This is a genomic window from Nocardia sp. NPDC058058 (genome assembly GCF_042885355.1).
Classification (GTDB): domain Bacteria; phylum Actinomycetota; class Actinomycetes; order Mycobacteriales; family Mycobacteriaceae; genus Nocardia.
On the sequence record NZ_JBHVSA010000001.1, the window covers coordinates 1,421,412 to 1,435,248 of the forward strand.

General features: G+C 67.0%; 11 protein-coding genes. 7 read left to right on the plus strand and 4 right to left on the minus strand.

All coding sequences use genetic code 11. The features are described from left to right. Nucleotides 1-2: 2 nt before the first annotated feature. Nucleotides 3-857 carry an NAD(P)H-binding protein gene (locus ACFVUS_RS06580; protein WP_387762166.1) on the plus strand — a complete coding sequence of 285 codons (855 nt, stop codon included), beginning with the start codon at nt 3-5 and terminating at the stop codon, nt 855-857. A gap of 7 nt (nt 858-864) precedes the next feature. On the opposite strand, the gene ACFVUS_RS06585 is transcribed toward ACFVUS_RS06580, so the two are convergent. Next, nucleotides 865-1,032 carry a hypothetical protein gene (locus ACFVUS_RS06585; protein ID WP_387762167.1) on the minus strand — a complete coding sequence of 56 codons (168 nt, stop codon included), beginning with the start codon at nt 1,030-1,032 and terminating at the stop codon, nt 865-867. A gap of 215 nt (nt 1,033-1,247) precedes the next feature. Further along, nucleotides 1,248-1,895 (minus strand): maleylpyruvate isomerase family mycothiol-dependent enzyme, encoded by a 648-nt coding sequence (locus ACFVUS_RS06590; protein ID WP_387762168.1) that lies wholly within the window; start codon nt 1,893-1,895, stop codon nt 1,248-1,250. Nucleotides 1,896-1,962: 67 nt separating this feature from the next. Between ACFVUS_RS06590 and ACFVUS_RS06595 the strand changes: the two genes are divergently transcribed. After that, entirely contained in the window at nt 1,963-2,910 is a 948-nt protein-coding gene (locus tag ACFVUS_RS06595; protein ID WP_387762169.1) for a MerR family transcriptional regulator, read from the plus strand. Between the two features lie 47 nt (nt 2,911-2,957). Here ACFVUS_RS06595 and ACFVUS_RS06600 read toward each other — a convergent pair whose 3' ends face one another. After that, entirely contained in the window at nt 2,958-3,308 is a 351-nt protein-coding gene (locus ACFVUS_RS06600) for a hypothetical protein (RefSeq protein WP_387762170.1), read from the minus strand. A 153-nt stretch (nt 3,309-3,461) separates the two neighbouring features. Here ACFVUS_RS06600 and ACFVUS_RS06605 point away from each other — a divergent pair, with 153 nt between their 5' ends. The 4 genes from ACFVUS_RS06605 (at nt 3,462) to ACFVUS_RS06620 (ending at nt 9,383) form a co-directional block, all read left to right on the plus strand. Then, nucleotides 3,462-4,922, plus strand: a complete 1,461-nt coding sequence (locus tag ACFVUS_RS06605) for a glycoside hydrolase family 76 protein (RefSeq protein ID WP_387762171.1) — start codon at nt 3,462-3,464, stop codon at nt 4,920-4,922. Nucleotides 4,923-5,070: 148 nt separating this feature from the next. Beyond that, a complete protein-coding gene (locus ACFVUS_RS06610) occupies nt 5,071-6,297 on the plus strand; it encodes a cytochrome P450 (RefSeq protein ID WP_387762172.1) in 1,227 nt (408 codons plus the stop codon). Nucleotides 6,298-6,491: 194 nt separating this feature from the next. After that, nucleotides 6,492-7,601, plus strand: coding sequence for a hypothetical protein (locus tag ACFVUS_RS06615; protein WP_387762173.1), 1,110 nt, complete (start codon nt 6,492-6,494; stop codon nt 7,599-7,601). 48 nt (nt 7,602-7,649) lie between these two features. Next, nucleotides 7,650-9,383 carry a thiamine pyrophosphate-dependent enzyme gene (locus ACFVUS_RS06620; protein ID WP_387762174.1) on the plus strand — a complete coding sequence of 578 codons (1,734 nt, stop codon included), beginning with the start codon at nt 7,650-7,652 and terminating at the stop codon, nt 9,381-9,383. A 14-nt stretch (nt 9,384-9,397) separates the two neighbouring features. Here the strand turns inward: ACFVUS_RS06620 and ACFVUS_RS06625 are convergent, their stop codons facing one another. Beyond that, nucleotides 9,398-10,426: a fatty acid desaturase family protein gene (locus ACFVUS_RS06625; RefSeq protein ID WP_387762175.1), complete on the minus strand. Its 1,029-nt coding sequence runs from the start codon at nt 10,424-10,426 to the stop codon at nt 9,398-9,400. Between the two features lie 329 nt (nt 10,427-10,755). Here ACFVUS_RS06625 and ACFVUS_RS06630 point away from each other — a divergent pair, with 329 nt between their 5' ends. Beyond that, nucleotides 10,756-13,791 carry an alpha-mannosidase gene (locus tag ACFVUS_RS06630; protein WP_387762176.1) on the plus strand — a complete coding sequence of 1,012 codons (3,036 nt, stop codon included), beginning with the start codon at nt 10,756-10,758 and terminating at the stop codon, nt 13,789-13,791. The last annotated feature ends 46 nt before the right edge of the window (nt 13,792-13,837 follow it).

The window sequence follows — 13,837 nt, forward strand, 5'->3', positions numbered from 1 at the left end:
CCATGGCGAACGAACCGATTCTCGTCACCGGCGCGGCCGGCGGCAGCCAGGGCGGCACCGGCCGCCGGGTCACCGAATCCCTGCTGCACGCGGGAGTGCCGGTGCGCGCCTTCGTACGTCACGATGACGCCCGTGCCGCCGAATTGAAAGATCTCGGGGCCGAGATCGCCCTCGGCGACCTGCGCGAGATCAGCACCGTGCTACCCGCCGTCGAGGGGGTGCGGCGCGCGTATTTCACCTATCCGGTGACCGCCGGAATGCTGGACGCCACGGCGGTTTTCGCGGCGGCGGCCCGTGAGGCCGGGCTGGAGCGCGCGGTCGCGGTCTCCCAGCTCGGCTCCGCGCATAACGCGGGCACCCCGCATATGCGCAGGCACTGGGTCGCCGAACAGGTCCTCGATCGCGCCGAAATCGGTGCGGTGCACCTGCGGGCGGCGGTGTTCTTCGAGAATCTGCGCGTCGCCATCGGCGACAGCGGAGTACTCGCGCTACCCCTGGGCTCCCCGGACACCGTGCTGCCGCTGATCGCGGCCGCGGATGTCGCGGGGGTGGGCAGCGGCGTACTGCGCACCGCCGAGCCCGTGGACAGCGTGCTGTGGCTGGCGGGTGAGGTCATGACCGTCGGCGCGGCCGCCGACATTCTCGGTGTCCCCTATGTGCACGTCGATGCCGACGAATGGTCCAGAACCGCGCTGACGCGCTACCGCGATCCGGTCGCGGTGGAGCATCTCACCCACCTCTGGACCATGTTCGCCGCGATCGGTTCCGGTCACGAACTCTTCCGCGTCACCGAAACCATCGAGCGGTACACCGGCAGCGCACCAATCACCCTGCGCGAGTTCCTATCCCGCGAATAGCACGCGGTCAGGCCGCCTGCTGATCATTGTTCGCCCCGGCGCCGGGATCGTCGTACATCGCGCGGTGCATGGCGCACCGGTGCGCCGGTCCCGGGCGACAGAACGCCGGGTCCAACCGCTGTACGAAGGTGAGGTTGTCACGCCGCCAGCAATCAACGCATACCGGCTCGTTCATGGCGTCCTCCTAGGTCTCGTGCGCGAGAGGCCCCATTGCCTCGTCACGAAAGGCCACAGTGCAGTAGTTCCCCGGCACGTACGCACTCACGCGTGACGTGTCCATCCGCTCACCGCGAAGCGGCCGAATCGTTATCCCGCAACCTGATTCAGGTCATGTCAACCTGTTCACTGATTGTGCGGGACCGGAGCCGAAACCGCTTCTCCAACAGCGAATCAGCCGACGGCGGCCCGTTGGATCAGCTCCGCCGCACCCGGTCCGGTGAGCGCGTGCACGCGCGCGGTTCTGCCGGTGGCGAGCAGTAGCAGATCGGCGGTGGTGCCCTCGACAAGCGCACCGCTGCCCGCGGACCAGCCGGAATCGGTGGCAAGAAGATGGAAACCGGACAGTCGTTGTTCGGAGCGGAAGAGCCAGCCGGTGGACCACACCCGTTCGATCGCGAGTCGCGCTGCGGCCGTTGGCATTTCCACCGTGCGGTCGAGCGGGATGGCGATGTCCTGGATGTGTACGAGCACATCCATCAGACGATCCGCCGGGGTGGTTCCGGGTGCGGTGGTGCGCATGGGGATCGCGGCGCGCAGCTGCGCCAGCAATTCCGGTGCGCTGACACGGTCGGCGTGCCGGATGCCGGTATCGCGGGCCAGCCGGGTGATGCTGCCGCGCGCGCGAATCAGATTGATCAGCAGCACCCAGAATTCCGGATTGCTGGAGAGCACCACGTGCGCGACCACATCGCGCACACGCCAGTCCGCGCACAGCGAGGGATGATCCCAATCCGGTGCGGAGAGTGATTCGAGCAGTTCCACCAGGATGACGCGCTGGGCGGCGACGGCCCGCCAGATTTCGTCGTCGGTCATGGACATCGTTGAGTTCCTTTCGGTTCGGCGTCGGTACCGTAGGAACTCCACCCGGGTGGAGGTTCAAGACATCGTGACCCAAGACACACAGCGCGGCCTGGTGAGCATCGGTGAGCTGGCGGAGCTGACCGGGGTTCCGGTGCGCACCATTCGCTTCTACTGCGATAACGAGGTGCTCGACTTCGTGCGCAGTTCGGGCGGTCATCGCATGTTCGACAGGGCGCGCGCCGCCGATCGACTGCTGCTGGTGCGCCGACTGCGCGCCCTGGGTATGGGATTGATCGCGATTCGCGCGGTGCTGACCGGTGAGCGCTCCCTGGCCGAGGCGGTCGCGGCCGAGCGCGCGGCGGTCGATATCGAACTCGACGCGCTGAGCTGGCGGCGAGCGAGTCTGCGCGCCATCGAGAACGCGACCCCGGCGCAGCGCGCGGCGCGACTCGAACTGCTGACGGCGGTGCAGGACGGGGCCGCCGCGCACGACACGCTGGTGGCGTTCTGGCGGCGGGTGCTCGGCCCGGTACCCACGGAACTGTTCGAGGGCTTCCTGGAGATGAATGTGCCCGAACGGCTGCGGGATCCGACACCGGAGCAAGTGCTGGGCTATGCCGAGCTGGTCACGCTGGCCACCGATCAGCAGTTCAGGACCGTTGTCGCACAGCAGCTCTGGCGCTCGGATCGGTATGCGCTACGCGATCGCGCGGGATTGATCGCCGGGTCCGGGGAGGCCTGCGGAATGGCCGAGACCCTCATCGGCGCGGGGGTCGAACCCGCCGCCGGGGCGGCTCTGGACCGATACGTGAGCGCGCACGCCGCCGCGCGAAATATCCGGGACACACCGGATTTCCGGATCCGGCTCAGCCACGGCCGCTATGACACCGATCCGCGCGCGCAGCGCTATTGGCAACGCACCGCGGAGATCATGGGCACCACGACCACGGCCGGTGCGGGTCAACGCTGGCTGTTCCAGGCGCTGGACCGCACCGTCGGCCCGACGGCGAACGATCGCGCATCGCTCGCCTAGACCGCTACCGCTCCATCCCGAACGGGCTCGGGGTCTGCGCGAATCGTTCAGGCCGCCGCCGCGATTCGCAGCTGTGCCACCACCACGTCGGGGTCGGCCACATCGACCACCAACCGGGTGAAGTCAGCGCCCGACAGTTCGATGCGCACACCCTGCCCGGTGAAATGCGTATCCCAGAACTCCTTGCGCCCCTTACCCCGGAAGGTGCCCGCCGCGATCACGCCCGGGAAGAAGGTGCCCGGGGCCCGGACCCACGGCGGCCGCAGATCCACCTCGGCCTTGCGCACATCGGTGACCTGCGATAGATCGAACGTCAGATGCTCGCGCAGGGCCAGCACCCGATGCGCTCCGGTCACGTGCACCGTCACGGTCGTCCCCGTGATCTCCAGCTCGACCATCCCGCACCTCCACGCTCGTCGTTCACTGTCCTGCCCTCCACAGTGCCGCGCGGTTCTGGTCATAGCCTGAGCTTCTGCTACGAGTTCTCTCAGGTTCGGTCACACGCGCGGGTCCGCTGTGAAACGGACAACCCCCGTTAACGTGGCAGGGTGATGACAGGAGGCAGACTTCGGTGGGCGGCGCTGTTCGGCTCGATCGCACTTGCCACGGGGTGTGCGCACGGGTTGGCCGACGGTGCTGACCCACAGCGGGCCACCGATATCCGGAGCACCACCGCGCAGGTGCGGGTGTGGGCGCGGACCATCACACTGACCACGGCCGACGGCGGCGGCTGGGCGAGTATCGCGGGCGGACAACCCGGGGACGCGGTCTGGCTCGATCGCGGTAGAGGCGATGAGCCGACCAACGAGAATCTGGGCGGTACAACGGTTTCCGCACCCGATACGGCCGCCATCACGCAGTTCTACCGGTACGACCGAAATCGGCTGCGCGCCTGCGGAAAAGCCGGTGACCGGCCGGAAGTGCGCTGTACGCGCTGGATCGCCGCCGGGGACGCGCCACCCGATGAGCGCATGCGCGCGGTGGAGCGACTACTCGATCGCTACCAACACGACACCGGACTGTGGGAGCGCGACGGCAGCATCTGGCAGAGCGCCAACGCGCTCACCACGCTCATCGGGTATATGCGCCGCACCGGGGATCGTCAGTACCTCGGCTATCTCGATGAGACCTATCGGCACGGCGAGATCGCGCGCACCGGGCTGCCCAGGACGACCGGATACAACGATGACGAACTGTGGTGGGCGCTGGCGTGGATCGACGCCTACGACCTGACGGGCGAATACCGCTACCTCACCGCCGCGCGGACCATCGTGGACGGTCTCGAGGATCAGCGGTCGTCCTTCTGCGACGGTGGATTGGCGTGGGCTCGTACCGGAGTGGATCCGCAGACGCGGCCGTGGGAGCAGGTCAACTCGATCACCAACGCGCTGTACCTCACCGCGAGCGCGAGACTGGCGATCCGGGTCGGCAAGCCCGATCTCGCGCGGTATCGCGACCGCGCCACCGATACCTGGGACTGGTTCACCTCCCGGGCGGGCCGTGCGCTGCTCGATCCCTCGGGCGCGGTCAACGATCATCTGGATCGCTACGGCGATACCTGCGTACTGGTCGACGAGCACACCCGCTGGACCTACGGGCAGGGTCAGCTGATCGCCGGACTGGTTGCACTGTATCGGATTTCGGGAAATACGCAGCTACTCGCCCCGGCCGATGCGATCGCGGCGGCGGCCACCCGTGCGGACTCGGTATTCCTGCGCGACGGCGTGCTGATCGAGCCGAATGCCGCCAACTGCCCCGGACCCGAATGCTCCGACGCGGAAACCTATAAGGGCGTATTCGTGCGCGGCTACCGAGAACTGCTGGATACCGGCCTATCCCGGGTCGCGACGGCGGATTTCCTGACCCGCCAGGCCGATTCGCTGCGCGCGACCGACGATGAGTACGGCTTCCGGTGGCAGGGTGAGCCGCAGCCCGACGACCGCCCCGATTTCGCGACCCAGGCGGCGGCCCTGGACGCACTCGACGCGTCCGCGGGCAAACCTCCGGCATAGCCCGATTCGCCGCGCCCACTCCCCTAACGCAGTGAACATATTGGCGCGCAGCGGCTTTCGATCATTCGTCGGCGTCGACACGGCACCCTCGGGCACGGGAGACTGCTAGGCGATGCCCAGGCATCACCGGACAGTCGAGGAGAGCACGATGGACGCACAGCCAATTGTCCTGGACCCCATGGGATCCGATATTCAGGGCGAATCCGCCCGCATTCGCGAACGCGGCCCGATCACACTGGTCGAACTGCCCGGCGGCGTTCGCGCCTGGTCGATCACCGATGCCACGGTGCTCAGGGAACTGCTCACCGATCCGCGAGTATCGAAGGACGCGCGTCAGCACTGGACCGCGTATATGAACGGTGAGATCACCGCCGAATGGCCACTGCTGCCGTGGGTTTCGGTCGACAATATGTTCACCGCGTACGGGGTGGATCATCGCCGGCTGCGCAAGCTGGTCGCGCCCGCCTTCACCCATCGCCGCACCACCGCGCTGCGGCCGCGCATCGAGGCGATCGCCGCCGACCTGCTGGACAAGCTCGCGCAGACCCCGTCCGGCGCGACCGTCGATCTGCGCGAGGGCTACTGCTATCCGGTGCCGATCCAGGTGATCAGCGAGCTGATGGGCGTACCGGAGGACCGCAATCCGGCACTGCGCAAATGCGTGGACGGCTTCTTCGACGGCTCGCTCGGTCCGGAGGAGGGGCTGGCGAACTACCTCGAGATGTACGGCCTGATGACCGAGATCGTGGCATTGCGCCGCCGCTCCCCCGGCGAGGACATCACCAGCGCGCTCATTGCCGCCCGCGATGAGGACGACGGCTCCGAACTCTCGGAGAAGGAGCTGGTGGACACCCTGCTGCTGATCATCAACGCGGGTCACGAGACCACCGTGAACCTGCTGGACCAGGCCATTGTCGCGCTGCTGACCCGGCCGCAGGTGCGCGCCGACCTCGCGGCGGAGCGCATCACCTGGGCCGATCTGGTGGAGGAGACACTGCGCTATGAGGCGCCGGTGGCCCATCTCCCGCTGCGCTACGCGGTGGAGGACATCGAGATCGGCGAGCACCACATCCCCAAGGGCGAGGCCATTCTCGCCTCCTACGCCGGTGCGAACCGGGACCCGAAGGTGCACGGCCCCAACGCATCCGAGTTCGATCCCGAACGCGGCAGCAAGGATCAGCACCTCGCCTTCGGCTACGGCGTGCACCACTGCCTGGGCGCACCGCTGGCCCGCCTGGAGGCGACCGTCGCACTGCCCGCGCTGTTCGCCCGCTTCCCGGATCTGACGCTGGCCGCGGATCCGTCCACCCTGCCCCGAGTGGGCAGCTTCATCTCGAACGGACATGCCGAACTCCCCGTGCGCCTGACCCTCTGACAAGATCGAATAGCAGACCGGACCACGACACCCCGGGTGTCGGTGATCACGCGGTGCGTGATTTCCGGCATCCGACCGGCGGTCCACCCGCGCACCGGTATCGAACGTAGAACGATTTCGATGCATCACGAGATGTCTTTGTTACATATGTGTCCTAGCTTCGAGGTGACCACGAATCAGCTGGAAGGGCAGAGATGCTGCACACAGATATCCCCACCCGCCATGAAATCGAAGCACTGATCAACGCGTCCGCTCCCTGGTCGGTGTCGATCTACACTCCCACCGAGGCCGATACCCCGACGCCGGAGGAGAACCGGATCGCGTTCGCCAACCAGACCCGCGACGCGCTGGACCGCATCGACGACCGCAAGGCCCGGACCGCGCTGGAGCAGGAACTGGACGATCTCATCGACGATGAGGATTTCTGGCGCTTCCAATCCCGCACCCTGGTCGTGCACGCCACCCCGGAGCGAATGCGCACCTTCCGGGTGCCCAATCGCCTCGACGCGGGCGTGACGGTCGGCGACCGGTTCTTCGTCAAACCGCTGCTGCGCGCGGTCACCTTCCCGCAGTCCGCGTTCGTGCTCGCGCTCGCCGAGGGGTCGGTGCGCCTGGTGCAGATCACCCCCGATCGGCCCGCCGCCGATGTGCGCGTCACCGATATGCCCACCAGCGCAGCGGATTACGCCCGCAAGGCGTCGCTGAGCGGGCGTGCGCCCAAGGGCCGCATCCAGGGCACCGAGGGTCGCAAGGTCCGGGTGCGCCAGTACGCGCGCGCGGTGGATACCGAACTGCGGCCCATTCTTTCGGGCAGTGATCTGCCGCTGATCCTGGCCGCCGCCGAACCGATCGAGGGCTTGTTCCGCTCGGTCAACAGCTATGACGGGCTGCTGGACGAGACCATCACCGGCAATCCCGAAAGTCTCACCGACGAACAGCTCGCCGCCAAGGCGCGCGAAATCCTGGACCGGCACTACGAACACGAATTGGCTGATCTGCGTGCGCTTTTCGAGCAGCGCAGGGCCGAGGGCCGCGGTGCGTCCGACCTCGCCGAGATCGCCCGCGCGGCCACCTTCGGCACCGTCGACACCCTGCTGGTCGATATCGACGCGACCGTGCACGGATCCATCGCGGAGGATGACGGAACACTAACCCTCGCAACGGCTTCCGATATCGCAGCGCCCGGCGTGCTGGATGAGATCGCGCGGCGCGTGCTGGCGTCCGGTGGGCGTGTACTGGCCGTGCGCGCCGCCGACCTGCCGGAATCGACACCGGCGGCGGCGATCCTGCGCTACGCCCCGTAACGCCGCCCGCGCTTCGACCCGAGCCAGACAGCTACGGAAGGACGCACCATGTCCGACAATGTCGCCGATGCCATGTGGAAGCTGCTCGAATCCGCCGGAGTACGACGGTGTTACGGGATCGTGGGCGATGCCCTCAACCCGGTGATCGATGCCATGCGCCGCAATGGGCAGATCGATTTCGTCCATGTCCGGCACGAGGAATACGGGGTGTTCGCCGCCGTCGCCGAGGCGCGCCTGACCGGGCGGCCGGTGGCGGTGTGCGGTACCGCCGGACCGGGCGTGACGCATCTGATCAACGGACTGCTGGACGCGCGCAAGGAAGCGGCGCCGGTCATCGCCATCGCGGGCGATACCGAAACCGCCATGTGGGACAGCAATACGGTCGAGGAGTTGAATCCGTACAAGTTCTTCGAGACCGCGTCGCGCTATACCGGGCGGATCGCCGATCCGGCGCAATTGCCGCATGTGGTGGGCAGTGCGGTCACCATCGCACTGGCCGAGCGCGGGCCGACGGTCATCTCGCTCCCGGGTGATGTGGCGGTGCGCAAGGCCCCGAAGATCACGCTGCCGCTGGCGCTTCCGGCGACGACACCGGGACCGGCCGCGAGTCAGGATCTTTCGGCGATGGCCGAGCTGATCGATTCGGGGGGCACCGTGGCGATCTTCGGCGGTGACGGCTGCGAGTTCGCCACCGCCGAGGTGCGGGCGCTGGCCGAAAAGCTCAGCGCGCCAGTGGGATACACGCTCAAGGGCAAACAGTGGCTGGAATACGACAACCCCAACGCGGTCGGCATGACCGGGCTGCTCGGCTACGGCGGCTGCTGGGAAGCGGTCAATAACTGCGATGTGCTGCTCATGCTGGGCACGGACTTCCCGTACCCGAATTTCCTGCCGCACGAGAAGGTCAAGGTGATCCAGGTCGATCGCGACGCCCGGCATCTGGGGCGGCGAATTCCCTTGGAACTGGCGGTGATCGGCGATGTCAAGGCGACCGTGGCGGCCTTGCTGCCGATGGTGGCCGAGAAGTCCGAGGATCGCTTCCTGAAGAAATGTGTGAAGGAGACCGTGAGCTCCCGGGAGCGGCTGCGGCACTACGTCACCAAAGGTCCCGAACTGACCCCGATCCGACCGGAGTACCTGGCGTCGATCCTGGATGAGGAAGCCGCGGATGACGCGCTGTTCTTCGCCGATACCGGCACCGCGGTCATGTGGGCCGCGCGGCACATCAGCTATGGACCGCGCCGACGGCTGTTCGGATCGTTCTCCTGGGCGTCCATGGCCAATGCCTCGCCCAATGCCTTCGGCGCGCAACTCGCGTATCCGGGCCGCCAGACCATCGCGCTGTGCGGGGACGGCGGATTCACCATGCTGGGGCTGGGCGATCTGCTCACCGAGGTGCAGCGGCAGACGCCCGTCGTGCACGTAATCCTGAACAACAGCATGCTCGATTTCGTCAATATCGAACAGCAGGAAGCCGGATTGATCCCCTACGGCACCGATTTCCAGAACCCGGACTTCAGCAGGGTCGCCGAGGCCATGGGGGCCAACGGTATTCGGGTGCAGGATCCGGGCGAGCTGCGCACCGCGGTGCGAAACGCACTGCGCCACACCGGCGGACCGACCGTACTCGACGTGGTCGTGGACAAATACGCCCTCGCCCTGCCCGAGCACGTGCCCATGGACGCCGCCACCGGTTTCACGCTCAGTATGGCGAAACAGGCGCTCAGCGGCGATTTCGAGAGTGTGCGCCGCACCGCGACGCACAATATCCGACTGCTGTGAGCCTCAGCGGGTGATCACCGAGCGTGCTGTCCGACCGCGTCCAGATGCTTCAGGGCCTGGGCGTAGGAATCGAGCAGGGAGGTCTCGGCGTACGGAAGTCCGCGCTCGGCACAGAAATCCATCACGATGGGCCGGGCGTGGCGCAGGCTCGGCCGCGGCATGGACGGGAACAGATGATGCTCGATCTGATAGTTCAACCCGCCCATGGCCGTATCGGTGAGCGCGCTGGGCCGCACATTGCGCGAGGACAGCACCTGACGGCGCAGGAAGTCCGGATCCTCGCCCTCCTCGAAGACCTCCATGCCCTTATGGTTCGGCGCGAAGGTGCAGCCCATGTAGAAACCGAACAGGCCCTGCTGCACCGCGATGAACACCAGCGCCTTCACCGGTGAGAGCACCAGGAATACGGTCGCGAGATATCCGGCCGCGTGCGCCGCGAGCAGCGCGCCCTCCCAGAAGCGGTGCCGCAGCGGCCATTTCACCACCGCGCGCACACTGGAGAAGTGCAGGCTGCCGCCCTCGAGCAGCAGCAGTGGGAAGAACAGCCACGCCTGATAGCGGAAGATGAACCGCCGCCAGCCTTTTCCGGTCGCGGCACGCTCCCCCGAATGCGCGAGAATGCCCGACACATCGGGATCCGCGCCTTCGGTATTGGGGTGCGCGTGATGCCGATTGTGGTTGCTGGTCCACCAGCCGATGCTCAATCCGATCGCGAGATTGCCCGCGATCACCCCGTACACGTAGTTGGCGCGGCGAGTACCGAAGATCTGCCGGTGCCCGGCATCGTGCCCGAGAAACGCGATCTGGGAGAACACCGCGGCCAGCACCAGCGCCGGGGCCAGCGCCCACCACGAATCGCCGATGGCGATCAATGCCGCCCAGCCGCCGAAATACACCGCCGCGGTGATCGCGGTGCGCACCCCGTACGCGCGCAGCCGCCGATCCAGCAGACCCGCCTGCCGCACCCGGCGCAGTAGTACCGCGTACTCACTGCCGCGAATGGGCGCGGTATCGCGCACCATCGGCAGCCGCGCCTGAACCATCGACGCAGACCTGGGCTGCGTCATCTCAATCACCACGGGCTCTGCACATCCTGCTGTCGCTGTTGATCGGCGCACACCCCGCTGGTGTTCGCCGCCGCACCGGATTTCGAAATCGGCACATGGCCGCTCGCCTGCCTAGCCAACAGCATGCCGCGCCGCGACCACCATCGGATGAACATACGTGCCGAGCGGTGACACATCTGCATGACGATTCGCCCTGCCATCGTCCGGACATAATGCACCACGCGGCGTGCCCGCGAAAATCGCGAGGCTGCCGGACAATGAGTCGGTTCGGTGACCACTTTCCCGGTTGGATCGGAGCTGCCGTTATGCACGATGATCGTCGGTTGATCGAGGGACGCCTGGGACGGGTGCTCGGCGAGCGAATCGTTCCGGCCATCTATCCGGAATCGGTGCCGCTGCGGGCCTCGATCTGGGTGGCCCCGGACGAACCCGTGGAAGTGGCCCGGGGGCTGGCGGAGCCGCGCACACCCATCGAATCGGGCGCGCGGTGGGGAGCGCCGTGGGGGACGAGTTGGTTGACCGTCGAGGGAACGGTGCCGCCGGAGTGGGCGGGCCGGACCGTCGAGGCGATCATCGATCTGGGCTTCGATCAGAACATGACCGGATTCCAGTGCGAGGGACTGGTTTACCGGGCGGACGGGACGCCGGTGAAGGGGTTGCATCCGCGAAATCAATGGGTGCGCATCGGATCCCCCGCGACGGGCGGGGAGCAGGTGCTGCTGCATGTGGAGGCGGCGTCCAATCCCATCATTCCGTTCTTCGGGCCGACCGCGCTCGGGGACCGGCTGACCGCCGGCGGCGATCCGCAATATCGGCTGGGCCGAATGGATCTCGTGGTCTTCGACGACGAGGTCTGGCAGCTGGTGCAGGATCTCGAGGTGCTCGGCGAGCTCATGCACGAGATGCCGGAGGATCCGGCGCGGCGCTACGACATCGTGCGGGCCATCGAACGGGCGCTCGACGCGGTGGATCTGCGCGATGTGAACGGCACCGCGACCGCCGCGCGGGCCTGCCTGGCCGAGGTGCTGGCGCAACCCGCCATCGGTTCCGCGCATACGATTTCGGCGGTCGGGCACGCGCATATCGATACCGCGTGGTTGTGGCCGCTGCGTGAGACGGTGCGCAAGGTCGCGCGCACCACCGCGAATATGACGGCGCTGCTGGCGGATTCGCCGGAGTTCATCTTCACCATGTCGCAGGCCGCGCAGTACGACTTCATCAAACAGCATCGACCCGAGGTGTACGCGCGGGTCAAACAGGCGGTGGCCGAGGGCAGATTCGTTCCGGCGGGCGGGATGTGGGTGGAGTCCGATACCAATATGCCCGGCTCGGAGGCGATGGCGCGGCAGTTCGTGTACGGCAAACGGTTCTTCATCGACGAGTTCGGAATCGACAATCAGGAGGCGTGGCTGCCCGACACCTTCGGGTTCGCCGCCGGGCTGCCGCAGATCATCAAGGCGGCCGGATCCAAATGGCTGCTGACACAGAAGATCTCCTGGAGTCAGATCAATCAGTTCCCGCACCATACGTTCCTGTGGGAGGGGATCGACGGCAGCCGGATCTTCACCCATTTCCCGCCGGTGGACACCTACAACTGCTCCATGCAGGGGCGCGAGATCGCGCACGCGGCACGGAATTTCAAGGAGAAGGGGCGCGCGTCCATGTCGCTCGCGCCGACGGGCTGGGGTGACGGCGGCGGCGGAACCACCCGCGAGATGGTGGCCAAGGCGGCGCGCATGCGGGATCTCGAAGGGTCGCCGAAGGTGCGGTGGGATACCCCCGCCGGCTTCTTCGCCAGGGCCGAAGCCGAATACGCGAATCCGCCGGTATGGGTGGGCGAGCTGTATCTGGAATTGCATCGCGCCACGCTGACCAGTCAGGCCCGCACCAAACAGGGCAATCGACGCAGTGAACATCTGCTGCGTGAGGCGGAACTGTGGACGGCCACCGCGGCCGTGCGCGCGGGGTTCGACTACCCGCGCGCGGACCTGGACCGGATCTGGAAGACGGTGCTGCTGCACCAGTTTCACGACATCCTGCCGGGTTCGGCGATCGCCTGGGTGTTCCGGGAGGCGGCGCAGACCTATGCGGCGGTGGCCGAGGAGCTGGTGTCCATCATCGATCGGGCGCAGCGGGCGCTCGGCGGTGATGCGCTGGGGCCCAATGTCTTCAACTCCACCCCGCATACCTGGCGATCGATTCCGGCCGGTGCGGCGGGCCCGGCAGCGCCCACTCCCCCGTGTTCGGTGACCGAACGCACCGAGGGTGGCTTCGTGCTCGAAAACGGGCTGCTGCGAGTGGAAGTGGACGCGCGCGGGCTGGTGGTTTCGGTGATCGATATGGAGCGGCGACGCGAGGCGCTGCCGCCCGGGACGACCGCGAACCTGCTGCAATTGCATCCGGATCTGCCGAACTCGTGGGACGCCTGGGATGTCGATCTGTTCTACCGGAACCGGGTCACCGATCTGGTCGACGCGGATTCGGTGACGGCGGAACCCGATTCGACATCGGGTGCCGCGGTGCGGGTGATCCGCTCGTTCGGAACCTCCACCGTCGAACAGACCCTGACCCTGCGCGCGGGTGAGCGCGCCCTCGATATCGACACCGGCGTCGATTGGCACGAGACCGAGAAATTCCTGAAACTCGCCTTCCCCCTGGACATTCACGCCGATCGCTATGCCTCGGAAACCCAGTTCGGGCATATGTTCCGCCCGACGCACACCAATACCAGCTGGGAGTACGCGAAATTCGAGGCGTGTAACCATCGCTTCGTCCATATCGCCGAACCGGGCTGGGGCGTGGCGGTGGTCAATGATTCGACCTACGGGCACGATGTCACCCGCACGGTTCGCGAGGACGGCGGAACGACCACGACACTGCGGGTTTCGCTGCTGCGCGCACCGCGGTTCCCCGATCCCGAGACCGATCACGGGGCGCACCGGTTCCGGCACGCGCTGATCGTCGGCGCGTCGATCGGGGACGCGGTCCGCGAGGGATATCGGATCAACCTCACCGCGCCGCGCACCGGATTCGCCTCGGCGGTCGAACCGCTGTTCCGCATCGACAATGCCGCCGTGGTGACCAGCGCCGTCAAGCTCGCCGATGACGGGAGCGGCGATGTGATCCTGCGGGTGTACGAGGCGCACGGCGGCCGCGCGCAAGCGCTGGTGGTGCCAGGTTTCGACTACACGGGGGTACAGGCCTGCGATCTGCTGGAGCGGCCGGTGCCCGAGGAATCCTCAGAGACCTCTCAAGGCGACGGAATTCGCTTGCGGCTGCGGCCATTTCAACTCCGCACCCTGCGCTTCACCCGTGCGGGCGCATCCCCTACGCCCAAATGACCCGAAATGCGGGGTTACGATCCGAGCCGCTGCACAGCTTCGACGA